Source organism: Haloarcula quadrata (assembly GCF_003634715.1).
Lineage (GTDB): Archaea > Halobacteriota > Halobacteria > Halobacteriales > Haloarculaceae > Haloarcula > Haloarcula marismortui.
This window is the reverse complement of sequence record NZ_RBWW01000003.1, coordinates 243215-269351: the sequence shown is the minus strand read 5'-3', so window position 1 is coordinate 269351 and position 26137 is coordinate 243215. Positions and strand designations below refer to the sequence as shown.

30 protein-coding genes and 1 pseudogene are annotated in these 26137 nt (G+C 58.0%); 17 read left to right on the top strand and 14 right to left on the bottom strand.

Going from position 1 to position 26137, the window contains the following annotated elements:
• Positions 1-4: 4 nt before the first annotated feature.
• Complete coding sequence (locus tag BDK61_RS21955; protein ID WP_121304737.1) at positions 5-2089, top strand: hypothetical protein; 2085 nt, start codon at positions 5-7, stop codon at positions 2087-2089.
• Between the two features lie 194 nt (positions 2090-2283).
• On the opposite strand, the gene BDK61_RS21945 is transcribed toward BDK61_RS21955, so the two are convergent.
• Positions 2284-2964, bottom strand: coding sequence for an IS6-like element ISH17 family transposase (locus BDK61_RS21945; protein ID WP_121302507.1), 681 nt, complete (start codon positions 2962-2964; stop codon positions 2284-2286).
• A gap of 57 nt (positions 2965-3021) precedes the next feature.
• On the opposite strand from BDK61_RS21945, the gene BDK61_RS21940 reads away from it, so the two are divergent.
• From BDK61_RS21940 to BDK61_RS21930, 3 genes are read left to right on the top strand one after another with little or no spacing between them, the layout of a single operon-like run.
• A complete protein-coding gene (locus tag BDK61_RS21940) occupies positions 3022-3681 on the top strand; it encodes a hypothetical protein (protein ID WP_244209996.1) in 660 nt (219 codons plus the stop codon).
• Between the two features lie 2 nt (positions 3682-3683).
• Positions 3684-5303 carry a hypothetical protein gene (locus BDK61_RS21935; RefSeq protein ID WP_121304735.1) on the top strand — a complete coding sequence of 540 codons (1620 nt, stop codon included), beginning with the start codon at positions 3684-3686 and terminating at the stop codon, positions 5301-5303.
• 18 nt (positions 5304-5321) lie between these two features.
• Complete coding sequence (locus BDK61_RS21930) at positions 5322-6173, top strand: IS5-like element ISHma10 family transposase (RefSeq protein WP_121302209.1); 852 nt, start codon at positions 5322-5324, stop codon at positions 6171-6173.
• 62 nt (positions 6174-6235) lie between these two features.
• Here the strand turns inward: BDK61_RS21930 and BDK61_RS21925 are convergent, their stop codons facing one another.
• From BDK61_RS21925 to BDK61_RS21915, 3 genes are all read right to left on the bottom strand, one after another.
• On the bottom strand, positions 6236-7534 hold the full coding sequence (locus tag BDK61_RS21925; RefSeq protein WP_121304733.1) for a tyrosine-type recombinase/integrase: 1299 nt from the start codon (positions 7532-7534) through the stop codon (positions 6236-6238).
• A 185-nt stretch (positions 7535-7719) separates the two neighbouring features.
• Entirely contained in the window at positions 7720-8115 is a 396-nt protein-coding gene (locus BDK61_RS21920) for a hypothetical protein (RefSeq protein ID WP_004965280.1), read from the bottom strand.
• Positions 8112-8984: a ParA family protein gene (locus BDK61_RS21915; RefSeq protein WP_121304731.1), complete on the bottom strand. Its 873-nt coding sequence runs from the start codon at positions 8982-8984 to the stop codon at positions 8112-8114. The genes BDK61_RS21920 and BDK61_RS21915 overlap by 4 nt, the downstream gene beginning before the upstream one ends.
• Before the next feature lie 235 nt (positions 8985-9219).
• Here BDK61_RS21915 and BDK61_RS21910 point away from each other — a divergent pair, with 235 nt between their 5' ends.
• Entirely contained in the window at positions 9220-9531 is a 312-nt protein-coding gene (locus tag BDK61_RS21910) for a hypothetical protein (protein ID WP_241244170.1), read from the top strand.
• Positions 9532-9533: 2 nt separating this feature from the next.
• Here the strand turns inward: BDK61_RS21910 and BDK61_RS21905 are convergent, their stop codons facing one another.
• Both BDK61_RS21905 and BDK61_RS21900 read right to left on the bottom strand, forming a co-directional pair.
• Positions 9534-10040 carry a twitching motility protein PilT gene (locus BDK61_RS21905; RefSeq protein WP_121304730.1) on the bottom strand — a complete coding sequence of 169 codons (507 nt, stop codon included), beginning with the start codon at positions 10038-10040 and terminating at the stop codon, positions 9534-9536.
• Positions 10037-10363, bottom strand: a complete 327-nt coding sequence (locus BDK61_RS21900) for a UPF0175 family protein (RefSeq protein WP_014030574.1) — start codon at positions 10361-10363, stop codon at positions 10037-10039. The genes BDK61_RS21905 and BDK61_RS21900 overlap by 4 nt, the downstream gene beginning before the upstream one ends.
• A 482-nt stretch (positions 10364-10845) precedes the next feature.
• Between BDK61_RS21900 and BDK61_RS21895 the strand changes: the two genes are divergently transcribed.
• Entirely contained in the window at positions 10846-11307 is a 462-nt protein-coding gene (locus BDK61_RS21895; RefSeq protein ID WP_004965268.1) for a ferritin-like domain-containing protein, read from the top strand.
• Between the two features lie 174 nt (positions 11308-11481).
• A complete protein-coding gene (locus BDK61_RS24520) occupies positions 11482-11544 on the top strand; it encodes a DUF7563 family protein (protein WP_449405077.1) in 63 nt (20 codons plus the stop codon).
• 20 nt (positions 11545-11564) lie between these two features.
• On the opposite strand, the gene BDK61_RS21890 is transcribed toward BDK61_RS24520, so the two are convergent.
• On the bottom strand, positions 11565-12416 hold the full coding sequence (locus BDK61_RS21890; RefSeq protein WP_121301968.1) for an IS5-like element ISHma10 family transposase: 852 nt from the start codon (positions 12414-12416) through the stop codon (positions 11565-11567).
• A 35-nt stretch (positions 12417-12451) separates the two neighbouring features.
• Here BDK61_RS21890 and BDK61_RS24515 point away from each other — a divergent pair, with 35 nt between their 5' ends.
• Positions 12452-12580 (top strand): DUF7563 family protein, encoded by a 129-nt coding sequence (locus tag BDK61_RS24515; RefSeq protein ID WP_449405076.1) that lies wholly within the window; start codon positions 12452-12454, stop codon positions 12578-12580.
• A 20-nt stretch (positions 12581-12600) separates the two neighbouring features.
• On the opposite strand, the gene BDK61_RS21885 is transcribed toward BDK61_RS24515, so the two are convergent.
• A complete protein-coding gene (locus BDK61_RS21885; protein WP_121304728.1) occupies positions 12601-13317 on the bottom strand; it encodes a helix-turn-helix domain-containing protein in 717 nt (238 codons plus the stop codon).
• A 151-nt stretch (positions 13318-13468) separates the two neighbouring features.
• On the opposite strand from BDK61_RS21885, the gene BDK61_RS24280 reads away from it, so the two are divergent.
• From BDK61_RS24280 to BDK61_RS23140, 7 genes are all read left to right on the top strand, one after another.
• Positions 13469-13591 carry a hypothetical protein gene (locus tag BDK61_RS24280; RefSeq protein ID WP_279629733.1) on the top strand — a complete coding sequence of 41 codons (123 nt, stop codon included), beginning with the start codon at positions 13469-13471 and terminating at the stop codon, positions 13589-13591.
• A gap of 141 nt (positions 13592-13732) precedes the next feature.
• The gene (locus BDK61_RS21880) at positions 13733-14611 is read left to right on the top strand and encodes a sulfurtransferase (protein ID WP_121304726.1); all 879 of its coding nucleotides are present in this window, start codon (positions 13733-13735) and stop codon (positions 14609-14611) included.
• Positions 14612-14887: 276 nt separating this feature from the next.
• Positions 14888-15664 carry a sulfite exporter TauE/SafE family protein gene (locus tag BDK61_RS21870; protein ID WP_394337639.1) on the top strand — a complete coding sequence of 259 codons (777 nt, stop codon included), beginning with the start codon at positions 14888-14890 and terminating at the stop codon, positions 15662-15664.
• Between the two features lie 288 nt (positions 15665-15952).
• Positions 15953-16441, top strand: coding sequence for a halocyanin (locus BDK61_RS21865; protein ID WP_244209995.1), 489 nt, complete (start codon positions 15953-15955; stop codon positions 16439-16441).
• Between the two features lies 1 nt (position 16442).
• Positions 16443-16958 (top strand): cytochrome c oxidase subunit II, encoded by a 516-nt coding sequence (locus BDK61_RS21860; RefSeq protein ID WP_004965248.1) that lies wholly within the window; start codon positions 16443-16445, stop codon positions 16956-16958.
• Position 16959: 1 nt separating this feature from the next.
• The gene (locus BDK61_RS21855) at positions 16960-18708 is read left to right on the top strand and encodes a b(o/a)3-type cytochrome-c oxidase subunit 1 (RefSeq protein ID WP_121304721.1); all 1749 of its coding nucleotides are present in this window, start codon (positions 16960-16962) and stop codon (positions 18706-18708) included.
• Positions 18709-19392: 684 nt separating this feature from the next.
• Positions 19393-19617, top strand: coding sequence for a hypothetical protein (locus tag BDK61_RS23140; protein ID WP_148709173.1), 225 nt, complete (start codon positions 19393-19395; stop codon positions 19615-19617).
• Positions 19618-19737: 120 nt separating this feature from the next.
• On the opposite strand, the pseudogene BDK61_RS24310 reads toward BDK61_RS23140, so the two are convergent.
• The 4 genes and pseudogenes from BDK61_RS24310 to BDK61_RS21830 all read right to left on the bottom strand — a co-directional run.
• A pseudogene (locus BDK61_RS24310) lies at positions 19738-20037 on the bottom strand (ZIP family metal transporter); the annotation flags it as partial.
• Positions 20038-20221: 184 nt separating this feature from the next.
• A complete protein-coding gene (locus tag BDK61_RS21840; protein ID WP_229380454.1) occupies positions 20222-20425 on the bottom strand; it encodes a hypothetical protein in 204 nt (67 codons plus the stop codon).
• 2 nt (positions 20426-20427) lie between these two features.
• Positions 20428-21429 carry a cytochrome d ubiquinol oxidase subunit II gene (locus BDK61_RS21835; RefSeq protein WP_004965228.1) on the bottom strand — a complete coding sequence of 334 codons (1002 nt, stop codon included), beginning with the start codon at positions 21427-21429 and terminating at the stop codon, positions 20428-20430.
• Positions 21422-22876 (bottom strand): cytochrome ubiquinol oxidase subunit I, encoded by a 1455-nt coding sequence (locus BDK61_RS21830; RefSeq protein WP_121304718.1) that lies wholly within the window; start codon positions 22874-22876, stop codon positions 21422-21424. Before BDK61_RS21830 ends, BDK61_RS21835 begins: the two co-directional genes overlap by 8 nt.
• Positions 22877-22998: 122 nt before the next feature.
• On the opposite strand from BDK61_RS21830, the gene BDK61_RS21825 reads away from it, so the two are divergent.
• Positions 22999-23181, top strand: coding sequence for a hypothetical protein (locus tag BDK61_RS21825; protein ID WP_004965224.1), 183 nt, complete (start codon positions 22999-23001; stop codon positions 23179-23181).
• Positions 23182-23493: 312 nt separating this feature from the next.
• Here BDK61_RS21825 and BDK61_RS23775 read toward each other — a convergent pair whose 3' ends face one another.
• Positions 23494-23856: a hypothetical protein gene (locus BDK61_RS23775; RefSeq protein WP_004965219.1), complete on the bottom strand. Its 363-nt coding sequence runs from the start codon at positions 23854-23856 to the stop codon at positions 23494-23496.
• Positions 23857-24044: 188 nt separating this feature from the next.
• Between BDK61_RS23775 and BDK61_RS21815 the strand changes: the two genes are divergently transcribed.
• Entirely contained in the window at positions 24045-25049 is a 1005-nt protein-coding gene (locus BDK61_RS21815; protein ID WP_121304716.1) for an arsenic resistance protein, read from the top strand.
• Here BDK61_RS21815 and BDK61_RS21810 read toward each other — a convergent pair.
• Positions 24930-25898 carry a sulfite exporter TauE/SafE family protein gene (locus BDK61_RS21810; protein WP_082229922.1) on the bottom strand — a complete coding sequence of 323 codons (969 nt, stop codon included), beginning with the start codon at positions 25896-25898 and terminating at the stop codon, positions 24930-24932. The genes BDK61_RS21815 and BDK61_RS21810 overlap by 120 nt on opposite strands.
• Positions 25899-26137: the final 239 nt, after the last annotated feature.

The following is a 26137-nucleotide window of genomic DNA, read 5'->3' as shown; positions in this document are numbered from 1 at the left end:
TAGGATGCCATCACTCCGCTCACTGCTGATGATCGCGGCCCTTTGCTCGCTGCTCTCGACAGCCGTAGCTGCGGGGCCGGCGTCCGCTGGTGGCAACCCAGCCCAAATTGAGCGGGGGACGGCACACTCCCTTCCCGACGCGAGTCACGGTGGCGTGGGGGTACTCCAACAAAACGCCACCGCGCCGAATGGCTCCAACAGCGAGGGAACACAGACGAATCGCACCGAAAACAACGAATCTAGCGTCCAAGACCCAGCAGGCAACGAGACAACAGCCAATGGAACCGAAGGCAACGAGTCTGCCGACCAGGGACCAGCGGCGAACCAAACAGGCGTGAACAGGTCCGTCGAACTCGGAGCAAGGCAGAACCTCAGCGCGCACGTCTCGTGCTACGAGAACGCCTCGAACCCGCCGGCCAATGCCTCTGTCGGGGACAACGCGACAGCAGGCGTCGTGCCGCCGAACCGGTCCTACAACCACAACCACACGTTCTTCCGAGCGCTGTGGTCTGGCGACCCTGACCATCCGAATCTCACACGGGCCGGCCGAGCAGAGGCTGAGAACGGCACACTGGCCGTCCTGCCCTCTTGCACGGGAGATATGGTTTCTCGCGAGCCATCGAACACAACGCTGTGGAACCGGCCCGAACACGACTCGTTCCGGACTGGCATCGAGAACGCCTCGCACCCAGTGAACGTCACGGACACTCGCTCTGGCATCTGGATTCGTGACGCCTACGTCGCGTTCTTCAGCATCGAGCCGTCGACGGTCGTCCACGAAAAGTCGGGTACGGAGCGTCTGGTCCGTCCGAACGGAACCGTGCGTGCCATCCACGACTATCGAGTATTCATTTCGGAGTTCTTCGAGGACGACTTCCGAGTAGTGAACACGTCGACGAACACGACGCTGTATGCCAACGGCACTGCGATGGACAACAGCACTGCCGCCCAGCCCACGCTCAACTACACGGAGATCAACGGGACCACGGAACTCCAGTTGGTCACGACGATCTCGACGAATATCTCGGAGATTGGCGATGACGAAATTGACGAGTCCGAACTGACGGTCACGGACTCATGGACAGTCCAGGTGGAAAACCTCTCCGAGCGGGAGATGGTCGTCGAACCCGGCGTCGTCCCCAACGGCAGAGGGGCCACGACCGACGACTATCGCATCGGGACTGTAATCCCCGGCAGCTGGCAGAGCGTCCAGTTCGACGGGGGATACGAAGTCCAGAGCAAGTGGCGGTTCTATACTCGCTCACCGCCGGGCTGGGCGAACTGGTCGGAGAACACGACGACCCCAGTACGACCACTCGAAACCCACGCTGTCCGAACCACGGAAGGCCCGGCAGTCACGGTCAACCGCGTCCAAAATGGGAGTTCCGACGGCTGGCGGTTCGTGCCATCGCTCGAAGCGACGTATCCGACGGATGCGACTGTGAACACGAGGGCGAACGCGACCGCTAACGCGACGGCGAACGCGACCAATAGGACGACGCTCCCGCCGGAGATTCGGATCAACCGTTCGGAGACGTTCACGACGGCAGATCGGTTCACGATTCGGAGTGCGGAACAACTCCGGACAGAGAACTTCGAAATCAACGGACTCGTCCGTGGGAACAGCATCGAACAGCCAGCGGACTCGACGAACCCGACGCCAATCCGGGAAGTCAATATCACCTCTGAGGTCGTCAACTCGACCGACAACTCGACGGACGTGCTGGTCCGTGTCGAACCGACGGCTGGCTTCCCGATTGCGGCGGGGAACGTTACCGTCGCAACGGGGCAGTCCCGAGTCGAACGGTCACTGTCTGGCGATGATGAGATTACGGTCACCGTCGACCAGGGCGAAGTCTCCTCGGCGATCATCCAGTACAGTCCGACTCAGATCTGGTGGGAGCAAGGGCGTGCTGTCCCGGTACGAGACACCCAAGAGCGGGTCGCGTATGAACTCGATCTCCCAGACCTTGCGGAGTTCATCGACCTCGCTGTAGTGACGCTCCTGACGGTGTTGCCGGCTGTGCTGGCGCTGTATGGCTACGACGTCTGGACGAGAGGCAGATTTGTTGGTTGGTATAATCCATGACACACAAGACTATACCACGAAACAGCAGTATCGACCGCAGAACAGTGCTTGGACTCCTTAGCGGGAGCCTTGCCGCGCTTGCAGGCTGCAGTGGGCTGTCTGATAGCAGTGACGGAGGTGACGGAAGCGCCGGCCCGCCAGAAGACCAGTCCGACTACATCGAAGAGACGAAAATTAAAGTGGTGAGGCACTGTCTAGTTCTGAATCTCTTCAGCTGGCGTTTTTCCGTCAAGAGCTTGGTTCGGCCGTTCGTGGTTGTAGTGGTGTCTGAATCGTCGTAACCACTGTTTCGCGCTTGATTGACTGCCCCTCCAGAAGGAGTGAAAGCGGTCGATGCGCATGGTCACAGTCTGGAACCACTTTTCAATGTGGTTCCGGATTCGGTAGTCGAGCCGACCGCTCAAATCGTGACGTGAGAGGGCAGTCAGATAGCCGCCAGCATCAACGAGAAACACTGAATCGGCGACATCGTGTTTCTGAGTGAGCCGATGCAGGAACGCCGCCGCGGGGTCAGTCCCGCGGCGGCTGAACACGTCAACTTCAAGCAGCAGCTTTGATTCGGTATCGACAGCGGCGTACAACCACTTCTTTTCGCCGTCAATCTCGATTTGTTTCTCATCGACCGCGACCCGCGACGGCGACGCCGTCGGCGGGTCGCTCTGTGCTTCAGACAGTGTATGCACCCAATTCCAGACCGCGCCGTGAGAACGATCGACACCCAGCAAGTCTAAGATCGCAACCGTCTCCCTGATCGACAGCCCCGCAGTATGGAGACGCACCCCAAATCGCCGGACGGGTGTCGGAGTGCGCTCATTCTCCCAAACGTCTTGGCTGTCCTCATCTAACGTTTCTCTGAGGAGGTCTGCGAGTTGCATAGGCACTTCTCGCTACGACCTCCTCGCTTCTCAAACTCGCTCAACTAGACAGTGCCAGTGGTGAGAAATAATGAACTGGCCTTAGAAGTCGCCGTAACTGATGACATCGACCCGTCATCGGTCAGTATCATCACAGAGTCCGGTCGGGAGTTCTCCAGCGATTACTTCAGTTCCGGCGAAACCTGGACCAGCCTATTGCTAACGGAAGGAGATGATAACAACGAGCCATTGCCCCGGGGCCAGCACACGCTCTATTTCCGTGGCGATGGTGTCGAAACTGAAATTCCACTCGAACTGGGCACTACGTTTGAGTTTGAGAAGGCCGTCCCTGGAACTGAGCACGAAAAGATCCGCGACGATAGCTTGGGGGTGGTTGTCCGGAATGTGGGCCAGCGAACTGGCGCAGCAACGCGGACAATCCTCAACGGAGAGAACAAAGCCAACGCCCCGTTTGAGCCAATAAAGCCGGGCGAAACCGGTATTGTCGAATTTACTTTTCTCCTCGCCAATGGCTCACAATGCGTAAAAGTCGAAGAAACGACTGTGAGAGAGGAGGAATTGACTGTTGGATTCTTTTGGAGTGACCCGGTTACTGTCACCCAACCTATCAAGTATACCGACAGGTTTGACTCCACCGGTAACGGGTGCAAACGAACCCTAGCTGGTGAGCCAGAGGTAGTCACTGCTACCTCAGTAGAGACGGAGACGGAGACGTAGCAATGCAGTCGGGAATTGCGGGGGATATCGTGAAGGAAATCGCTGAGAGGCTGGTTGGAGAAATCTCATCGGCAATCGCGTCCGGTATCCGCGGCTTCCTCGATAGCCTCAGAACAGACATAGTCGAGTATTTGCAGGGGTTTTTCCGAGTCATTATTGATCCGATGGTGCGGACGCCTGCTCCCGAAGGGCCGAATTCAGCAGCCCCAGTTGACATTGCGTTCGAATCTGCGAGTAATACCCCGTGGAACTCGTTAATATCGGGCATCTACTTCGACGGGATCGTTGGGTTGGCACTCGGACTGCAGTTCATCGTCTTGGCAATGATCGGGCTCAGGTACGGGTCGATGAACCCAGTTATTCGGAAGAAACTCCTACGCCGACTCGGAGTTGCCTTCCTCTCACTATTCTTCTGGCTCCCAGTGGCCTCACTGGGGACGCAATTCTTCGATGCTATTGGAAAAGCAATCTACCGCTCCGGTCAGTCGAAGGAAGAGATCGCCGCAATGATCGGTTCAGTTCAGGAAATCGCTTCGTTCAGCCTTGGGATCTTCGTCGTCCTCATGGTTGTTGGACTGTACGTTTACCTCAAGGCGGCGTTCATCTTCATCACTCGGTGGCTGCTGGTCTTCCTGCTGACGCTGTCGATGCCACTGGTTGCGACGTTCTGGGCGGTCGAGGTCTGGCCGCTGAACCGCTTCTCGGGACTGGCGAAACAGGTCGCCGGCGCGTATCCCGGAGTCCTCGCTGCGGGCATTCCGCCGGCAATCTTGATCCGCATGAGCTTTGAAGCGACAAACTGGGGACTTCCCTCTAAGTTATCGCTGTTCATCAGCCTCGTTACGCTGTACTTGGCGGCAAAGTCCCAGAAGGTCCTCATTCAGCGCAGCAGCCGCGTGGCAATCCAAGTCAGCGAACAGGCGCTCGCCGGCGGCAAAAAGCCACTCAAGATCGGTGCGGCGGCTGGTGGTGCGGCGGCGACAGCCGGCGCTGGCGCGGTCGGTGGCCCCGGCGCAGCAATGGCGACGGGTGGCACGATTCGAGCTGCCTCAGGCGCTGCAAAAGGGCGTGTCGGCAGTGCTGCTACGGGTGCCCAGATGGTCCACCGCCAGATGGCAGCCAACCCCGCCGGCATGAAGAGGGGTTCTAGCGGCGGCCCCACCGGTTCCGGTGGCGGCAGTAGTCCCAACGGCTCCGGAGGTGGCGGCAACAATGGCTCCGGCGGCGGTGGCTCAGGCGGCTCCGCTCCACCCTCTGGTGGCGGCAGTGGCAGCAGCGGGTCTGGTGGCTCACCGCCCTCTGGCGGCGGGAGCGGGTCCAGTGGAAGTCCCCTCAACAGCCGATTCACCAACAGTGGCTCATCCGGCTCGTCTGGCTCGTCTGGTGACTCCGAGAGTGACGACACTCCGATTAGCGAACGCCAGACGAAGATGGAGCGCCAAACACAGATCAACTCTGGCGATACCAGAGTCTACGAGTCTGAGGTTGACCCGCCGTTCTCCGACGACGACTTCGACGAAAACGATACCGAGACCACGGAGTCCGATGAGTCCGAGTCGTACGACTCGCTCAGGGATGTGTTTGCAACGGCTCAATTGAATCCACAGACGGCGCCGGGATAGGTCGTTAGAATCACGGGTATGAAGCGGGAGAGTAATGTTATGCACAACACCCTCTTCCGCTTCGTGAAGCAAGTGGCTTCGCTCGCTCAAAAGCTTACTGACGCTGCGCTGATGGAACTGAGTGATCCAGCCGGCAACGGGTTTGCCGGCTGGAAGCACGCAGTCTTGCTCTATCTGCGCGAACACATGAGCGCGGAGTACGAGGAAATCATCGACTGGGCCGAAGAGATGGAACGTGTTCGAGCGGTATTGAATCTTCAACGCGGGGAGTTTCCCGCGCCTTCGACGCTGTGTAAGGCGTTCAAACGGGCATCGATGACTGTCTGGCGACAGCTGCTCCGCCGGTCGGCGGAGCTGCTGGACCAGAATGGTCACGCCGCAATTGATGCCACCTACTTCGACCGTCAGCAGGCATCGTCTCACTACTTGCGACGGATTGATCGTTCCGTCAAAACGATCCAGACGACGTTTCTCGTAGATACAGCTGAGGGAGCAATTCTTGACTTACACTGCAGCACGAAGTGGCCTGACGAAACCAAGATCGGCCCGAAGGTCGCCCTGCGGAACGCGGGCGACCTTCGAAGCTTGGCCGCTGACAAAGGCTATGATGTCATGAGCTTCCGTGAGGAGCTTCGAAACGCCGGGATTCGTCCGCTGATAAAGCACCGTGTTTTCGCTCCTTACGATCACGCACACAACGCCCGAATAGACGACGAGCTCTATGGTCAGCGATCACAGACCGAGTCCGTCAACTCCTCAATCAAGCGCTCGCACGGCTCCGCCGTCCGAGCGCGTGACTGGTTCCGCCAGTTCCGGGAGATAACGCTCATAGCCGGCGTTTACAACGTGGAGCAGGCAATTGAACGCTGAAACGCCGAAATTCGCCGGATTCAATTGAGCCGTATGAACCAGAGTTTACCGTTCACTCGGATCTATTCGGTCGTAAACGCCGCGCTCAGCTTCTCTCGCATAAACTCTCGCCGGAGTTCTCGCTTTCGCTCGTCGGTCAAGTAGTCCTCAAAGACCACCTTCGCGCTTGCACTGCCCTGTTCGTCGGCGATATCTTGGACGTGTTCCAGCAAATCCTGCGTCGTCTGTGAGTAGGCATCGTACCAGAAGCGTCGGCCCATGTGTGGCTTCCGGGCGACGCCGTCGATCTCTTCGGGCACGCCGGCCTTGTCGGCGAGGTCATGGAACCAGCCGGCGATTGTCGTCCCGTCGACGTGACCGGTTTTCGAGCGCTCCGAGGGGAACAGGTAGCCATCCACCTGAGAGACGTGCCGGCGAGCCACGTCTTCCCCGAAGACGATTGCGACGGTCCCGGGGCCGTTCTTTCGTTCGTCGAACTGGATGTGTGGGTCGTCGGCATCGAGGTGCAGCTGGCCGTGGTGCAGCGCCGCGACTTCGCCCGCCCGGAGGCCCCAGCCAGCGAGGGCAACAACGAGCATCCGGTCGCGGCTGGTCAGCGCAGCGTCGAACATCGCCCGGACGTGGTCGGCGTTGAGGGCGACAGGGTCGGTGTCCGAGGAGCGGGACCACGAGAACCAATCCTCCGCGCCGTTGGTGGGGTTGACCGTCGCCACACGCCGTTCGACGAGCCAGCCATACCATGTTCGGATTGCATCATGGACGCGTGCAATCGTGGACTCAGCGTACTCATTCGACATGTAGGCGAAGGTCTCCCGGCAGCGGTCGACAGCTTCGGTCTCGGTAATGTCGCTGTCGGCGTCGACGGGCGAGAGAAGATTGTCAGTGCCGTGGCGTTCCCGGTAGGAGCGAGCATACCGTGCGAGCCGATAGCGGATGGTGTCGCGGGTGCTGTCCGTCCAGTCGTCCGCCGCCACTTGCTTGGCGTCGAGATACTCCTGAAACGACTCGCGTGTCTCGTCGTGTTCGATATCCCAGTCGTAGCCGCTGGATTCAGTGTCGTACTCGAGTGTGTTCTCCCAGAACTCGGCGAAGGTCGTGTCGTGGTACTCTTTCAGCGCGTACGTGAGCCCGCGGAAGCCGTTGTTCGAGAGCCACTCGTAGGATGGCCTGTCGGTTTCGGGGTCATACCCGTCCCGCCGCAGCGCCGGGACGACCACAGCCTCGTAGGCGTCGGCGAGCTGGTCTTCTGTGAGTAGCGTCCAAGGGACGTCGTCGGCGGAGTGCCACGGCTTCGTCCGCTCAATCCCGGGGGAACCCTCGTGCTTTCCCGGTTCTGAATCTGAATCAGCCGATTTCGGCATACTGAGGCAAACACATTGAAACTTGATAGTTCTGTTGCCACAGCAGACCCAAACCAGACTTACAGTTCTACGGTGGTCTGGCAAATATTGCTTTAAACTGCATATCGCTGTATGGAATGTCCATAGATTCTTTCTGACAGGAATCGCCTCTAGAGATAGTCAGGCGTTCGAAAACAATCGGTTCGCTATTTCATCCCGTAGCCCATCTTCCGCAACTCGTCTGCAACTGTCCGAGAGTCTTCGTTGGCAGCCAGAACAATGGCTTCGAGTACGTCGATTTTGTAGACCGACTCAGTCTCGAAGGTTTCCTCCATCGCATCCACGACGTCCTCGACGTGCTCTTCGGCTTCCTCCCGTAAGAAGAGATTAGCATGACTGCGGCCGTCTTGGACGCCATCGCGGCGGTACTTGTACGGGAGTGAATCGCTGGGTTGGCTTGTCTCCGAACTCGTGTCGGATTCCGTCTTCGTATCCGTCGCGATGGATTCAGTTTCGGCTTCGACTTCAGACGATTCGGATCCCTCAGTGTCCTCTTCTTCGTCGAAGTCGTCCTCAAACGGAGAGCCAGCACCGGACTTCATGCGTCGAACGCCTCCTTGATCTCCGCGGCGAGTTCGTCGTACTTTTCGAGCGTTTCATGCTCCCGGTCAGGAACACGACGAACGCCCTCCTCGCCGTCCTTGTACGCATTTTCAACGACCTGATAGGCAGTGGCCTGTGCGTCCCACATCTCCTGCATCAGCGACTCACGCTTCCGGAACACCGCCGGAACGTCGTATTTGATATCCTCTTGCAGCGTTTCGAGATGTTGCTGCTGACCTGTCGTGTCGCCGAACGCGACCGGAACCACTCCCAGTACGCCAACTTCGATGTCGAGATTGTTCTCCAAGCCGTCGACGAGTTGCTCTAGGCCGTCGATACTGAGCGAGCCCTTACCCGAAAGTTCGACTGGTATCAGGACCGTTTGCGTGACCATGACCGCGTTGTACAGTCCCTGGCCCTCGGAGGCCTGCGGGTCGCAGATTATCGCGTCGTACTCTTCGTGGATGCCGTTGCGGCCGAGTAGCTGGTAGAGTTGCTCCTCTTCGACCCACTCGACATCAGGATTCATTTGCTCCTCGGTCTTTTTGGCGCGACGCATCGCCGTGTCCAAGCCCGAGAGCATATTGTGGGCTGGGATGACATCCAGATTGTCGACGCCCGTGTCCTCTCGAATGAGGTCCTTGAAGGGGCCTTTCGCTCGTCCGACCATATGCCGGACGATGTTGTCAGCTTCGCCGTCATCGCGATCGCCATCGACGCCGAAGACGTAGGAGAGTGAGGCCTCCTGTGGGTCAAGGTCGATAACCAGTGTCTTGAGTCCGTTAGACGCGTGGGCGTGTGCGAGATTCGCTGCGGTCGTCGTTTTGCCGACGCCGCCAGCCTCGCTATACACCGTATATGCCAGCATGTGTTATACCTGTGTGTTGCTATCACTAATAATTACCGTGAGTTACTAATGCTTGTTAGTAGTGTATATTAATAATAGTAGCAATTAGTGTTAGTAACATACGTTATTAGCACTTGGTAGTACTGCTTGGAAGTGATGGGGTGTGAACACATTGATCACAGGGCGTCTGGCTAACCAACACAAACCGCTAATAGCCCGCCAAAAGCCCTATTTTGCCGATTGTGTTGGTTAGCGTATGAGCGACGAAGACTGCACCCACCAAGCCCTGTCGGCGTTGGAGCGTATCGACGTCGAGGCGCTTGACCAGAACACTCGTGAGGTCCACGACGACGCGGTCGCCGTCGACACGCCCGAAGAATGGGCCGACGACGCGGGGGAGTGGGATGAGAAGATCGAGGTACCCTACGAACAGGCCGAGATTCCGCGCTCGAAGGGCACACTGACAGTGAAGACTATAGATGATCGAGAGAATAACCACCGCAACCCGAACCCAGCCACCGTCCAGATCTGCACTAAGCGTGAACAGGATATCAGTCGTTCATCCTGACGCTATTCGTCGAGGAACCCATCGAGATCCCTAGCGGGTGAGTGAAACCCAGCCTCGTCGATCCAGCGTTTAAGATACGTGTCTGCGGTCGTTGCTGTAATGCGATCAGCCTCAACAGAACGGACAAGCAACCCAATCGAGCCAGTTAGTTCGATGCCCCGTTGATTCGCAGTCGGACGTGCATCACCATCATCGGTGATCACCGTTCCAGCAACGTCATCTGCAACTGCCAGTTCTTGAGCCTCACCCGGGTCAAGCGTTTCCAAGAGAGACTGCTCGATTTGGTGTGCCTCCGCTGATGGCTCAACGACAGGAATATTTTCTTCAAGCGCAGTTACTGCGTGTTCGAGATAGCGATGTGTTTCAACTCCTTCGGTGAGTTCCATCTGGACAGCAGGAACCGTGACGAGTCGTGGCAGATCCACTATTAGTTCGATATGATCCACCTGCGCGAAGTTCGATAAAACAGTTGTATTGAGAACGGTCGCGTTAGCAGGCGCACCTGTCATTCGAGATTCCGAGCCACGTCTATTTCATCGCGTGCGGCGTCCATGTCCTCCGGTCCAAATCGAAGTTCAACACCCTCCTCGCGAAGGATGTCTCGCATCTCGAAGCGGTTAAACCCAGCAAGCCGAGCAGCAGTCCCGAGTGTAATTCGCTCCTCTTCATACAATGAGACAGCAGCCGCAACCCGTGCATTCTCGTGTTCTTCGAAGTATTCACGGAGTACATGGCGGATTGCGTCGCTCTTATTTTCGAAGATGCCCGCTTTGACCGCCCCCTCCATGAGGTCCGTTAGATCATCCGGAATGGTGGCAGTAGTTCGAGACATGGCTTACTATATTCTAACTCTGCATACATTATATGAATTGCGGCGGAGTGCCGGTGAGCCTGTCATCGCGAGCACGAGACCCATGCGACATCAGTCAGACCAAGATTGGTTGTGTACCGACTTGTCCATTAGTCGTAACAGACATCCCCGATTTACACTCGAAACCCGGTGTGTGGCCGGCAGATTGATACACTTGCCAGGGCCGTTATTCAAGTACAGCCACGCATAAATGCCACCAGCGACAGAAGTGCCTATCAACGCTAAGTGATGAACTTTCACTTGCATTCTGGTACCAGTATAAGCGTCACTGACGACTCAGCAGCTATTATGTGTCCTCCGTGGGATGTGTAGGTTCTGTCAACGCTGATATTTATTAAACAGTCCAGCAGGTCCACCTGCTCAGTACCGGTGTCTTGGTCTAACGCTACGCTTGTCACAGGACAATACAATTCTTATATTTCCACCAGTCTAACACTTATCCGATGACCTCGACTACAGATGAAGTGATCTCGGTACTCCAGAGCGCGTACTTAGAAGAATTGGAGACAGTCATGAATTACAGGACTAATTCGATTGTTCTCGATGGTGTTCGAGCGCAAGAGATCAAAGAGAGTCTCGAAGAGGATATTCTAGAAGAACTCACACATGCAGAGTTACTGGGACAGCGACTCAAACAACTGGACGCTCGACCACCTGGATCCGCCGAGTTTACTGCCCAGCAGGAAAGTCTGCAACCCCCTGAGGATTCGACTGATGTTCTGGCAGTCATCAGGGGCGTTCTCGACGCTGAAGAAGACGCGATTTCGACGTATAGACAATTAGTGGATCTTGCACGTGAGGCTGACGACCCGGTTACGGAGGACTTGGCAGTAGAAATTCTCGGGGACGAGGAAGCCCACCGGACGGAATTTCGTGGATTCGAGAAGGAGTATAGCGAAAACTGAAACAATAGTTGCGGTGTTTCGGTATCTCTCTCGCTCAAAGTGAGAGTGGTATTGGTTTGTCGTACGACAACCACGTAGCTATGGGTGTACGGTCGTAATACACAACCGGCCTGTGGAGGTCCCTGACGACCAAGTCCTGGACCTGCCACTGACGACTCTATGGAAAGCTAACCGATGCCTCAATGTGCCACCTGTGGTCATCACGTATCCGAACAGTTCCAGCGTGGGCTCAATTGAATCCGGCGAATTTCGGCGTTTCAGCGTTCAATTGCCTGCTCCACGTTGTAAACGCCGGCTATGAGCGTTATCTCCCGGAACTGGCGGAACCAGTCACGCGCTCGGACGGCGGAGCCGTGCGAGCGCTTGATTGAGGAGTTGACGGACTCGGTCTGTGATCGCTGACCATAGAGCTCGTCGTCTATTCGGGCGTTGTGTGCGTGATCGTAAGGAGCGAAAACACGGTGCTTTATCAGCGGACGAATCCCGGCGTTTCGAAGCTCCTCACGGAAGCTCATGTCATCATAGCCTTTGTCAGCGGCCAAGCTTCGAAGGTCGCCCGCGTTCCGCAGGGCGACCTTCGGGCCGATCTTGGTTTCGTCAGGCCACTTCGTGCTGCAGTGTAAGTCAAGAATTGCTCCCTCAGCTGTATCTACGAGAAACGTCGTCTGGATCGTTTTGACGGAACGATCAATCCGTCGCAAGTAGTGAGACGATGCCTGCTGACGGTCGAAGTAGGTGGCATCAATTGCGGCGTGACCATTCTGGTCCAGCAGCTCCGCCGACCGGCGGAGCAGCTGTCGCCAGACAGTCATCGATGCCCGTTTGAACGCCTTACACAGCGTCGAAGGCGCGGGAAACTCCCCGCGTTGAAGATTCAATACCGCTCGAACACGTTCCATCTCTTCGGCCCAGTCGATGATTTCCTCGTACTCCGCGCTCATGTGTTCGCGCAGATAGAGCAAGACTGCGTGCTTCCAGCCGGCAAACCCGTTGCCGGCTGGATCACTCAGTTCCATCAGCGCAGCGTCAGTAAGCTTTTGAGCGAGCGAAGCCACTTGCTTCACGAAGCGGAAGAGGGTGTTGTGCATAACATTACTCTCCCGCTTCATACCCGTGATTCTAACGACCTATCCCGGCGCCGTCTGTGGATTCAATTGAGCCCCAGCGTGTGTTCAGTGATACAAAGGGAGAAGTCTACGCGTGTCCGAACTGTTCGGCGAACGCAGGTATTGGGGAAGCGACCCAAGAACGACGTGTGAGCCAGTCAGAATAGGGACCGTACCCTGGGACCGATTACTTCCTCGAGATATAGGACTCAACGAGGCTAGCCTCCGCTTTTCGCAGCCTGTACGAAACCGTTGAGCGTGGCCAATCGAGTTCCGCTGCAAGCTCATCAAGGGTCGTTTCGCGTGGGGTTTCGTAATATCCCTCTTCGGCGGCCAGTTCAAGCACTCGGCTCTGTTCAGGTCGAATAGAAACTGAGTCAAACAGCGTGAGCAACGGCCCAGTCGCGTCACTCACGTGGTCGAAGTGAAAAGACAATCCGTCTTGGAGCAGACCGCCTAACGTGTCGTGCAGCATACCGACTTTTTTATCGTCCTCCATAAGGATGCGCCAGCGTTCAGTGTCCCCTTCACGGATAATCTCGAAGAGGAGTGCCCCGGTTATATACCGGTTAGTGATAGTCGGGATTGAATCGCAGTGGACGAGATTTTCAAAATAGCTGTAGACGAGGCTTCGCTGTGGGCTGTTTTCCAGTACGTCACAGTAGTGACGGCCACCACAGGCGCGGTCACTGATACTCAACTGATTGTACGTCGACCCTGTCAACAGTGCTGTCGCTTGTTCGACGAGTGAGGTGGGACCGGTTATGCGGTCTAACCGCCAGAGCTGCGCGTTTCCCATCGAACAGAGGAACGTCGTGGAACGGGCTTCCGGTGTCTCGATGAACAGGTCCATCAACTCGTCAGTGTTGGCTTCGTACCGGATTTCGAAGACGAACTCCCGCATCTACTGTAATTTACGCATCAACGGTACAGTCAATTTCGGTTCGAATCGGACCGCTATCCATGTCGGTATGCTGGAGAGTGGGCACGCTGGATCCGATTACTTGTCGTAGGACAACGAAAAGCTCAGGACGTCATGGTAACAAAGGTTGAATATGAGTAATACCACTGCTGATGGCTCTCTGCCGTGGTTTGTCAAAGTCGTCATAGCTGTCGCACTCATGATCGTTCTATTCATCATCGGTATCGATCTGCTCACGTTCGCTGCAGCGTGGTAGCCAAACAAGGCTGACCGCGTAGGTCACAGTCTGACAGTTAGTTCTTGGCTGATGATTGTCGGCTACCAAGGCTAGAGTTATGTGGACAGGTCAGATGTTCTTAAATAGACCAGCTCCGCCGCTGGCAATGGTGAGTTGCATATGAATGCACGGCTGAGTGGAACTATAGAGTCTGTGAGAAATGCTGTCGTTACTCCCGCGTGGCTCGAAGAACACCTCGACGAGGCCGAATCTGAGTCCCATGAACTATGCTTAGTGGAGGTAGACCTCAACACAGCGTTCTACGAGCAGGGGCACATTCCAGGTGCGGTCTGTATCGACTGGCAGCAACAGTTACAGCACGCGACTCGGCGGGATATCCCGTCGGAAACCGCGTTAGCTAACCTGCTCGGTGCGCGTGGCATCACAGAGGATTCGACGCTAGTCTTGTACGGTGATAACTCGAACTGGTTTGCAGCCCATCTGTACTGGATGCTTTCGTACTACGGCCACGAAGAGATGTACCTACTAGACGGAGGGCGGGAACACTGGCTTGAGTCGGGCCGGCCGACAACGACTGCTGTGCCGTCCTATCCGACACAGTCATATCGCACACGTGGCCCGTTTGAACACGTCAGAGCTTATCGTAGCGCTGTCAAACGGGCTCTATCAAAGCCAACAAAACTTGTCGATGTCCGGTTACCAGAAGAATACGACGGCACTATCCTTGCCCCGCCTGGAATGACGGAATCGGCCCGGCGGGGCGGTCACATCCCCGGCGCGAAGAACATCGTGTGGTCAGAGAACCTCCAGTCTAACGGGCGGTTCAAATCTCCCGAGACACTGGCGGAGCTCTACCGAAATCGAGGCATCGATAGAGACAGCGATGTCATCGTCTACTGTCGCATCGGCGAGCGGTCGTCATTGACGTGGTTCGTACTGTCCGAGTTGCTCGACTACCCGTCCGTCCGTAACTACGATGGTGCGTGGACAGAGTGGGGGAATCTCATCGGTGTCCCGATTGCAACAGGCTCAGACTAACGGAGACCATTTCGGTAGCATGATACTATTGTCATAGGCCAACCGGATAACTAAGCCACGGAGGACGCGACTATTTGTTATGCTTTCGATGCCTGCCTCGCGATTGCCCCTCGTCGGGCTACTTGCGATTCCATTCGTAGCCGCGTTCGTTATCGCCCTCGAACCAGTTGCTTTCTTGGCAATTATCAATACGGTACTCATCGTTATCGCTGTCCGCCTCATGTTTGGATCAGACGATCTCGACACGCTTGAGCGCGAGTGGTCTCGGATACGATGATGGCCGGCACCCACGGGACAGGCGTTATCACTGGTGACGTTAGTCTCGTTGTCTTCGCCATCGTTGGTTTGCTCGGTGGGGTGCACTGTCTAGGGATGTGTGGGCCACTTGTCACACTGTACGCCGACCAGCTAGGGGATGACGGGCCAGTAAAGTGGACCGAAATCCGCCAGCACCTGCTGTTCAATTTCGGACGGACGGCGAGTTATGCGCTATTGGGGGGACTCATGGGACTGCTCGGTACCGTCATCTACGACACTGCAGCAGTCTTCGCACTGGCCGACACCCTTCGGGCAGTCGCCGGAATGGCTGTTGGTGGGTTTATTATCGTGACCGGGGGCATGTATCTCCGAACCGGGACAACCGCCGGTGCTATCGCTAGTCTTGGTTCAGGGTCGTTATTCTGGCGTCTGAGCACACGGCTTCACCAGCACATCGACCAATGGGTCGGCGGTCCGCGTATCATCGCGTTGGGTGCGGTTCACGGCATACTCCCGTGTCCACTTCTTTATCCGGCGTTTCTGTACGCCTTCGCTATCGGTTCGCCGGCCTACGGTGCGCTCGCACTGTCGGTGCTCGGACTGGGCACTATCCCCGCAGTGTTTGGGTACGGTGTTGCGTTCAACTCGATGTCGCCGCGGTTTCAGTCTAGGCTACATCGCACACTTGGGGCCGTATTCCTCGTCCTGGGATATTTGCCGCTCTCGCACGGACTGATGATCTTTGGTATCGAACTCCCCCATCCATCGATTCCGATATATCAACCGTTGGGGTGATTCAGTGAGCGACTAGCCGCTCGTGGAGTGCTGACACCGGATTCGTCACACGCTGCTTCGGTGGTCAAGGCCATTGGGCAGCATCACTAATATCCCGTCTAAGGCAACGATGGCCGTCCTGATAGTGACGAATAGCCTGCTAGCCGTGCTCGACTCGTCAGACGCTGTCGGCTACTACGATACCTCGGCGCCGTGGCCAGCAGACAGGAGCCGTCGAGTTGTCCTGTGACAAGTGAGAATACAACTCTATCGGGTCGATTCAGACGAAACAGCATGGATACTAACAAGATGCAATCAGGCACTAACAGGTCGATACCCGACCGCAACGGATTGCTTGGTTGTCGGCGCGTCCGTAGCGCGATTTTCCGAGGGGCGGCGTCAGTGGCTGCACTTGGGTTCGCCGGCACTGCAAGCGCGCAGGAAGCGAGCGGGGGTGCCGTTGGCGGTGGCAGTGGCTCCGGGCTGTTCGTAACGGCGGTGGCACTGGGGCTCACTGGACTCACCATCGGCGCGGTCTACCTCCTTAGCTGGCGAGACAGGCCAGAGCAGTCGTTTTCTCCCGCAACAGCCACTGAAGACCGAGTCGCCAATCAGCACACTGGACAAATGTTTGAGTCCAACGTCGCACAACATGAGACCGAGTCAGTCGCCCACGACGCATTCGACCCAGTCGGGACCGGACTGTTACTCGTGATGTATTTCGTCATCATTTCGCTGATGTGGCTGTTCATGTACTTCGTCGAATTCCTCGGTAACGGGCCATCGGTGGTGGGATAATATGCACGTCCACAGATTCGAACGGCTGTGGCTGGTGGCCGCGCTCGCGATGATTGTCCTGTTCATCGGAACTGTGACCTATGGCGCTGTCGGCGCCGGCTACGGGATGGTTGATGACACTGGTGGCCAGGTTGACCCCACAGACGCCACGGCCAGCGAGAACTTCCGAGAACCGGGCGTGTACAACGGCAGCGAACCGGGCCACTACGACGTGTATATCGAAGCGAAGCAGTTCCTGTTCGTTCCCGGGACGAGCGACCCAGTCCGCGTTCCCGCAAACAGCACCGTCACGTTCCACGTGACGAGCACAGACGTGGTCCACGGCTTCGAGGTCGTCGGCACGAATATCAACACCATGGCTGTTCCTGGGCAGGTGGCGACGATTACCGTAGAGTTCGACGACCCCGGTCAGTACGGGCTCGTCTGCAACGAGTACTGCGGGAGCGGCCACCACACGATGGAAGGGTCGCTGGAGGTTGTCCCACCCGGGCAATTCAACAAGAGTGAGGTGAACTGAGATGGCACATCCACACCGGTCAGAGCAGCCACAGGCGTACGAGGCAGACGAGACATCTCTCAAAGACCGGCTCGCTTTCATCGACCGGTACCCCAACGCCGCACGCATCACCCGTCTCTGCATGGGCGTTTCGTTTACTGCATTGACTATCGGTGCTCTCTTGGGGATCGTTCAGGCGCTCCACCGGACGAACGTCTTCCGTGGAGTCATCAGCTCGGCTGACTACTACTCTGTGCTGACGGGCCACGGCGTTCTGCTCGCGCTGTTTTTCACGATATTCTTCCTGACCGGAATTTTCACTTGGGGGACCAGCAGAAGCCTCGGCATGGGATTACCGTCACCGGGGTTCTCACTGGGGTGGTTTCTCCTCATGCTCTCGGGTGCAGTGATGACTGCTACAGCCATCTTCGGTGGGTTGGTCGGCCAGATTCCGTTCTCGGCCGACGTCCTGTACACGTTCTACGCCCCGTTGCAGGCCCATCCACTGTTCTACGCAGGGCTGGCAGCCTGGCTCGTGGGGACGTGGCTTGCCGGGGCAGACTGGATACGCACCTACTACCACTGGCGACAAGACAACCCCAACGAGCGCATCCCACTGCAGATGTTCATGATTATGACGACGATGCTGATGTGGTACATCGCCACGCTCGGCGTCGCCGTTGAGGTACTCGTCTTTCTCTTGCCGCTGTCCCTGGGTCTCATCGACAGTGTCGACCCGCTACTCACAAGAACGTTGTTCTGGTTTTTCGGCCACCCCGTCGTCTACTTCTGGTTGATGCCGGCCTATTTCGCATGGTACACTGTCCTTCCGAAGCTCTCTGGCGGGCGTTTGTTCAGTGATCCGCTAGCTCGCGTCGTCTTTATTCTCTTTCTCATCCTCTCGACGCCGGTCGGCTTCCATCACCAGTACGCCGACCCTGGCGTGCCAGAAGGGTTCAAGTTCATCGCAATGACCAACACGATGTTCCTGTTGCTCCCGAGTTTCCTCACCGCTTTCACCGTCGTCGCGAGCATGGAGTACGGCGCTCGCCAGCGAGGTGGCACGGGCTATCTGAGATGGCTGAAGGCGCTTCCGTGGGGGAACCCCGCCTTCGCCGGCTGTGCGCTGGCCGGGATGATGTTCGCCGCCGGAGGCTTCTCGGGCATCATCAATGCCGGGATGAACATCAACTCGCTCATCCACAACACGTTGTGGGTCCCTGGGCACTTCCACCTCACCGTCGGGACGGCAAGTGCCCTGACGATGATGGCGATTAGCTACTGGCTCTACCCACAGATTACCGGCAAGCGCCTGCAGTTCTACGGCGTCGCCCAGATACAGCCGTACATCTGGTTCATCGGGATGGGGCTGATGTCCAACGCGATGCACCGAGCGGGGCTGGCCGGCGTCCCCCGACGGACCGCCGAACCGCAGTACCAGCAGTTCGACTTCGCGCCGGTACTGGGCTCGATGCCAGAGATGCGTCTCCAGATTGCTATCGGCGGGACGCTACTGACGCTTGGAGCGCTCATGTTCGTCCTCGTGATGGTCGGAACGTGGCTAGCCGAGCGTGGCCGGGGTCGGTTGCGCGTCGACAGCCACCTCCCCGAACCCATCTCCGGACCTTCGGACAGCCCACGGGTGCTCGACAACGTCAAACTCTGGTTCCTCATCGCCGTTGTCCTTGTTGCCATCGCCTATGGATTCCCAATCTACTCTATGGTTGCCGACGGCGCGTTCAACCCCGCGGCCCCACCATTCCCCGTGTGAACTACCCTACCTACTTCACTTGGGGGCAATGGTCCTGATCGCTGTTTTGGGATGGCTTTCGTGTGGACTCACGCGCTACGCCCCAGACAAGATGGGACGTTCAAGCTCCTAGTTATATCCAATTTCCAGTGATTCAAGCGTACGTTTGCAGATGCGCATCAGCCGTCGCCGCGCTAGATCACTTGCTTGCAGTTTAGCACAGGGTTTGAATTGCTCGACAGTCTCCCGAAGAGGTGCAGCCAAACTCTCGGGCGTGTCAGGCTTGATTACGGCGGTACGACGGTACTCCACAGGATTTCAAATATATGATTGTGGTCACTCATTGGGAGCAGGTATGCAACAAATATGATGAGTGGTCAGTACTGGGTCGCCTTCGGATCACAGGCTGCAGGCTCGTTCGCACGGCCAGTGAAGCTTCGCTCTATGCCCCTACTCTCAATCCTATTCGCTTGTATTTCTGCCGAAAATGTGTGCAGCAGGGGGGCGATTCTTCTATACCTCTGTCCTGAACCTCGGTATCGAAGCAGCCAGCCTGAGCGGTGGTGATGCGCTCTACGAGACCGTCAAGCGCGACAGGGATCCCAGAGGCTGACCTGCCGGTGGTCCCCGCCGATAACTGGGACGGAGTGACCGTTGTCACTCGACAAGACAGGATATAGGATTTTCTGGCGTGAACATGTCTGTATGCCCCTACGCATTACGGTCAAACGCCGGGTTCTGGGCTGTCGTCTCTGTCTGCCGGCGCTGTTCACCGCCGGTATCGCCACCGCCGCTATCGTTATCGGCTTGCTAACTGGTGACATGGTGTCGGCGCTCGGTGCGTTCCTGTTGGTCCCGAGTGCGATACTACTCTTTGCGATCGGTCTCAAACGGGAGACTACTGCATTATCGGACCATCGAACGCACTGATCTGCCGGAATTGAACCGGGTCGAAGCCAGACTTACGCGCCCGCTCTGAGTGGAGTCAGGATCTTTAGGGTCAGCACCCTTGCCTTGTGGGGCGTCTCCGTGATTGCTCACAGGATGGTCGTCCGTACCGAGATCAATCCGATCAAGCAGGCGATCAAAGACTTCAACCAGTGCGACTCCAGTCAAGAGGCCGCCAATCATCAGTGTCGGAAGCCCCCCAGCGGTGTACTGCAGTCCCTCGCCAATCAGCCCGAATAGCGACGCTGCCACCATGATGCCGGACGCAATGCCCCAGAGCGCGACGTTCCAACGGTCGCTAAACTCGTCAATAAAGAAGAACGGGATCGCTCCCAGCCCAGTGGCTACCGCAGTGACTAGACCGGCAACGAATACGAGTCCAATGTGGCTAACGAGTATCATACTAACTGTTTACCCCTCTGAACAAAGTAATATTCCTAAAAGCCAAAAATATTTTTGGCTAGACTAAAATATACAGAAAATCTCGACTGTCTATATCTGGGCGGAACAGAGCCGGTGAGGCTGAATGTCCAGTCAGCACGCCACTGCGTGAATGAGCCGCGAGCTGTGACAACGATGTCACTACTTACCGACTCTCGGCGATACGTTGCTGTACCAACTTGTCCACGTTGTACAGCAGCGCTCCCACGGAAGCAAGCACGGTCGCAAGATAGACGATTAGCTGTGGTGGGCCGGAGGCCGCCCCGCCCAGCGCCGCGCCGGCAAAGCCGACGACAATGACCTCGACCCAAGTGACAAAGACACGCGACAACAGCATAGTCCCGGCCACGGTCAGTACGCCTCCTCAGGCGTGATGGGACCGCTGAAAGCCGAGTACAGCACTACGAAGTACACCGCCACCAGCGGGAGCAGCAGCGACGCACCGATAGTCATCAGATTCAGTGGCAGTGTCGAGACGATAGCTCCACGAACTGTCGTGCCCGTCGCCGGGTCGATGGCGGGATACATGAGTCTCGCGACGACAGCGACGAGACCGTAGGTCATAGCCGCTGCCGCGCCGAGTGCCCGCAGGCTTTGCTCGCGCCGAAGCGCGACGGTGTAGCCAACCGCCAATCCAATCGAGAGCATGACGAGGGCCACAATCGCCGGAGAGAGAAGCGCCGAGAGGCCGTCTGGAAGCCGTATCCCGAGTACCCCAAGCGTGGCGACCACAGCAAGCAGGTAGCCCGCCGTCGCCGCCGTCCCATAGGTCGTCACCGAATCGGGGAGCTGTGCTCGTCCCTTCAGTTGCAGGAACGCTGCCCCTGAGACGACCGTCAGCAGCGTTAGCGTGACGCCGACGATGAGGCCGACTAGCGTCAGCGATCTAGTGGCCCCGACGAGCCAGTTGCCGGCAAACACACCCAGCAGGAACGGTGCGAGGACGCTGCCAGCGACGAACGCCCGCCCCCACCACCGCTGCCACGCCGCGTCGTGGCGCTGTTCGTACATCTCCGGGGCGAGCCCGCGTAGGATGAGCGCGCCAAGGATACCGAACATCAACAGGTAGTGGCGACTGAACAGGCCAGCATACGCCGGGGGGAACGCGGCAAAGAGAGCGCCGCCGAAGACCACTAGCCACACTTCGTTGCCGTCCCAGAAGGGGCCAATAGCCGCCAGCACTGTCTCGCGTTCGTCGTCAGTCTCCAGGAGCGCGAATATCGCGCCGGCCCCGAAGTCGAACCCATCGAGAAAGAGGAACGTCGCGAGCATGGTAAACACTAGCCCGAACCACAGCTCCGGCAGTGGGAGCCCAAACAGCGGGCCGGCAGCAAGCGAATCGACGCTAATCATCGTCGACCGCCCCGGGGGTCGGCTGGCTCGGACTCGGATCCAAGTCAGGAGTCCGCGTATCGTTCTTGACCGACCGGAGTTCGTCATTGCCCGGGGGCCCGTTCCGGATGATGCGCCAGATGACGTAGGTGTACAGACCCAGTAACGTGGTGTAGACTCCGATGAACCCAATAAGAGTGATAGTCGCCTCAGTCCCGGTCAAGCCCGGAGAGACGCCCGCGCTGGTTTTCATCACATCCTGAATCACCCACGGTTGGCGGCCGACCTCTGTGACTATCCAACCAAGTTCGACAGCGAGAATCCCGAGCAGAGACGACCCCATCAACGCTTTGTGCAGGAGACCGTCCTCGAGCAGTTGGCCCTTGTACCATCGGTAGCCGCCCCAGAACGCCAGCAGGATGAACCAGAACCCGAGTCCGACCATCGCACGGAAGGCCCAGAAGACGATAGCGACAGGCGGGGCCTCTGTGTCAAAAGAATTCAACCCACGTATCTCGGCTGTCGGATCACCTCCGCTGGCCAGCCACGAGGCCCCGCCTGGAATACCGATGCCGAACAGTTCCTTTGCTCGCGGGTTCAGGAAGCCGTCGATGCTCGTTGGTACGGCAAAGATGTATTCGGGGACGTACGACTCAGTCTCCCAGACAGCCTCCATTGCGGCGAACTTCTGCGGTTGGGTCTCTGCGACGTGGCGGCCGTACATATCGCCATGCAGTACCTGTAGCGGTGCGGTGATGAGCAGCGCGACGAGACCGATTTTTAGCGTCGCCTCCCAGAACTGTGGATTCTCTACGGGGTAGCCCCAAACGTGGTGGCGGAACACAAAGTAGGCACCGACACCGGCCATGAACAGCGCTACTGACTCGACGGCCGCATTCTGCATGTGGACGAACATGTATCCAAAGCGGGGATTGAGATACGCCGCCAGCGGGTCGACGAGGTGGACAACCATTTGGCCGTTCTCGGTGACGAGTTCGTAGCCACGCGGCGTCTGCATCCAGGAGTTTGCGATGAGAATCCACACTGCCGACAGCCACGTCCCCAGGCCAACGGCCACGCTGGAGACGAAATAGAGTTTGTCGCCGACCCGGTCACGGCCGAAGACGAACACGCCAAGAAAGGTAGCCTCAAGCATGAACGCCATCATCCCCTCGACGGCCAGCGGGCCGCCGAACAGTTCACCGGCCGCCGTCGCGAACGCGGCGAAGTTCGTCCCGAACTCGAACTCGAGAACGATGCCGGTAACCGTACCGACAACGAAAGAGATGGCGAAAATCTTGGTCCAGAACCGACGCAACTGCTCGTATATCGGCTCGCCAGTCCGGATATCTCTCCACGTGAAATAAATGAGAAACGGGGCGAGTCCCATGCTCATCACCGGGAAGATGATGTGGACGATGGTCGTGACTGCGAACTGGAGCCGACTTGCAATGACTGGGTCGATCATGATGTGAAACCGTGTGGTCGCGGAACTGCCGTATATCGGAATGTAATCGAGCGAAAGTCTTAGATCCAGTTTTGTCGTAAGACAAGGGAGCGATTTACTGGTGGAATCGCCTGTATCCTGATATGGACACTCGGTGGGCGGTATTCGCACTCGTGGTGGTCGTGACAGCGGTCATGATCGTCCGGGGAATCGTCGGTATCCAGAACGGCGAGTTCGGCACCGTCGGGCGACAGTTCGGAGTCGGTGCTATCGTGTTCGCTTTCGGAGTCGCGCTCGTCAGGTATTGGGATCGAGTTGGCCGCTAGTCCCAAGCTAAGAGCCGTCAGATAGACTTGATAGCCACTTGCCGTAACCAAACGCTGCGTTGAGACATGTGCGTACAACAGGTATCACCGACAAACAGGCCAGACAGTCAGCAACCGATACATCTCGTCTGTGAGGGCGTCGGCAGCACGCATCCGGTATACGTAGCGACAACTCGGCCCGCTGTCGTTGCGTGTCATCTGTTCCCGTCTGAGTGTGGGCGAGCAGATGATTTAATAGTGTATAATAATCCCAAGTCTATGAAAAGTCAGACGAACGATACGACCATGGCGGCGAGTGGACTGGATGACCAGTCAGTCGCGGTATCGTCTGACGACAAAGACGAGCAGCGCGAGGACAAGGACTACCTGGACGGCCTTGTCGACGTAGCCGACGAGCGTGTAGTTGCCGGCCTTGATCACGACCCATAGCGGTATCTGGATGGCTGTGTAGGGTATCGCCGCAATGGCGAGGGCGTCCCTGCGGACGCCGCGGACGTACAGCGCCGCCCCTCCGAGAAATCCCAGTCCGGCGAGTACGAGCGGCGGCGCGCCCTCGACGACACCCGGATAAATGTGAGTCACCGCGGTGATACCGACCAGCACGACGATCCCCTTTTCAAGCGTCGATAACGACGTTGTCGGGCGGTCAGCCGACCGGGACTGTGTCTCTGCCATGTCGAGTAGAAGACCCGAGACAAATATATAGCTGTGGTTGGCACACGCCAACGGCCAACTTCTCCCCTATTGTATTGTGACAACTAAACATTTTTGTGTCGATGGTCGATTCTCCCTACGTACGGCGTCCGTCGCTATGGTGCCGGGCGGCATACCGGTAGCGCGCGTCGAGACACCGCCTCAGAACAATGATACGGAGACTCCTCGAGACACTGAAAGCCGACCTCATCTACGTCGTCGTCGGTGCGCTGGTCACCGGACTCGCTGCCGGCCAGGTGGCGGGTGAGAGCACTCGGGGACTGTTACAGACGGCCGTTGTCCCAGTGCTGTTTCTGATGATATATCCGATGATGATCAACATCGATCTGGATGAGATACGCAACCTGCGGGCACACGCGCGGCCCGTAGCGCTCAGTCTGGTGGTGAACTTCCTGTTTACGCCGTTTGTGGCCGTCTTGTTGGCCCGGGCCTTCTTCGGCGGGAACGTTGAGTACACTGTCGGGCTCTACTTCATCGCCCTGATTCCGACATCCGGGATGACCGCCGCTTGGACCGGGCTAGCCAACGGCGACCTAGAGTCGGCGCTGGTCGCCATGGCTGTAAACCTGCTGGCCGCGGTCGCGATACTCCCGGTATATCTGTCCGTGCTGATACCGGGCAGTGTCGGCTTCGAGCCGACGGCGCTGTACCGACAACTCGCCCAGGTCGTCGTCGTACCGATGCTGGCGGGGAACGTCACCCGGCGACTCCTCCTCCGTCGGTACGGCTGGGAGGGGTTCAGGGAGCTGAAACCCACGTTCGGCGGCCTCAGCTCTTTTGGCGTGATGCTCATCGTGTTCATCGCAATGACGATGCGGTCGCGGGCGATCCTCGCCGACCCCCTCACTTCGGCCAGTGTCGTCCTCCCGCTCGTCCTGTTCTACGTGGCCGTCATGGCCGTCGGCTCGGGGTTGGGGAGCGTGTTCCTTGACGACGGACAGCGGGTCGCGCTGGTGTACGCGACGAGCATGCGGAACCTCTCTATCGCCGTCGCCGTCGTCGTCGCCGCCGAGACGTTACCGACCGGGGCCGTCCTACCCATTGCACTCGCGTACATCCTCCAGCCGCCGCTGGGGGTCCTTTACATGCACTACCGCCGCGACATCGTCGATGAGGGGCTCTCCCTCCGGGAAGCCGCCGCTAGGCTGGTATGACCCCCGGTGTGGCGTGTGATACTCGGAACGCCGCTTCCAGCCGACAGTCGCTGTGTCCGCGGGGCACGTCGGGCGGTCCATTCCCGACCACAGCGATGTACTGCGTGGTCGGTCACCACAGCTGGAAGTGTGGTAGCGGGACGGCCGGAAGCGTGACGCCGAGTGCGGCCAGGCTGTGCTGGAGCTGGATGTAGCCAGCGCGACGGAGGCGACATCGAGCATGCGGTGCAGTCGCTGGCGGCCACCGATGTACAGCCCCTCGAACACCGTCACGGTCAAGAAGACGGCCGGAACGGTCCCGAGCCCCAGCGCATCAAGGGCTGCCATTCCGCCTAGTGCAGACCCCTGTACGAACGCGTACAGGTACACCAGGTACAGCAGTGGACACGGCAGGAACTCGTGGACGGCACCGAGCCCGGCGATGCGGTAGTCGCCCACCCACTCGTCCATCCACGAGAGTAGGGCCGCCCGCACCAAGCTCGCGATGCGTTCGACACCTAGGGGCGGAACGGACCGTACTCCGCCACCGGTGACGTAGCTGGTACCGACGACGGCGACGGTGACAGTGAGATCCACGGCGATACCCGTCAGGGCGCGGACCCCCGTCGCGACGAGAGTCACCGCCCAGACACTCACGAAGGCCAGCTGGCCAGCGAGCCCGAAGACACCGTCTAGCAGGGTGCAGGGGGCCGTGCGTCCGAAGTTGAACACTGCGTGCTGTCTGATTTTCCGGAACGAGAGGATGTCGTCGCGCCCGTCTTCAGCCATCCAGTCCGCGTAGATAGCGATCGGCGGCCTACACATTCTGATGCAGTGTGTGCCGCCGAGCAGGCCGACGAGTGCCAGCACCAGCAGTCCGGACGTTCGGTCTGATAGGCCTGGTCAACGACGCCGGTCAGGTTCCGGAGGAAGGTGAGCGAGAGGTGGCGGAAGTCATAGGCTGCTATCCGGTCGGACTCTGCGGCGTCGATACGTTCGAACGTCACGCCGGGTTTCTCGTCGACGATGGCCTTGGCGGGAGAATAATGGCCAGCCTCGGAGTAGAAGTGGAATTGGGAGTAACGACTTGTATCACAAGTCGTAACAGA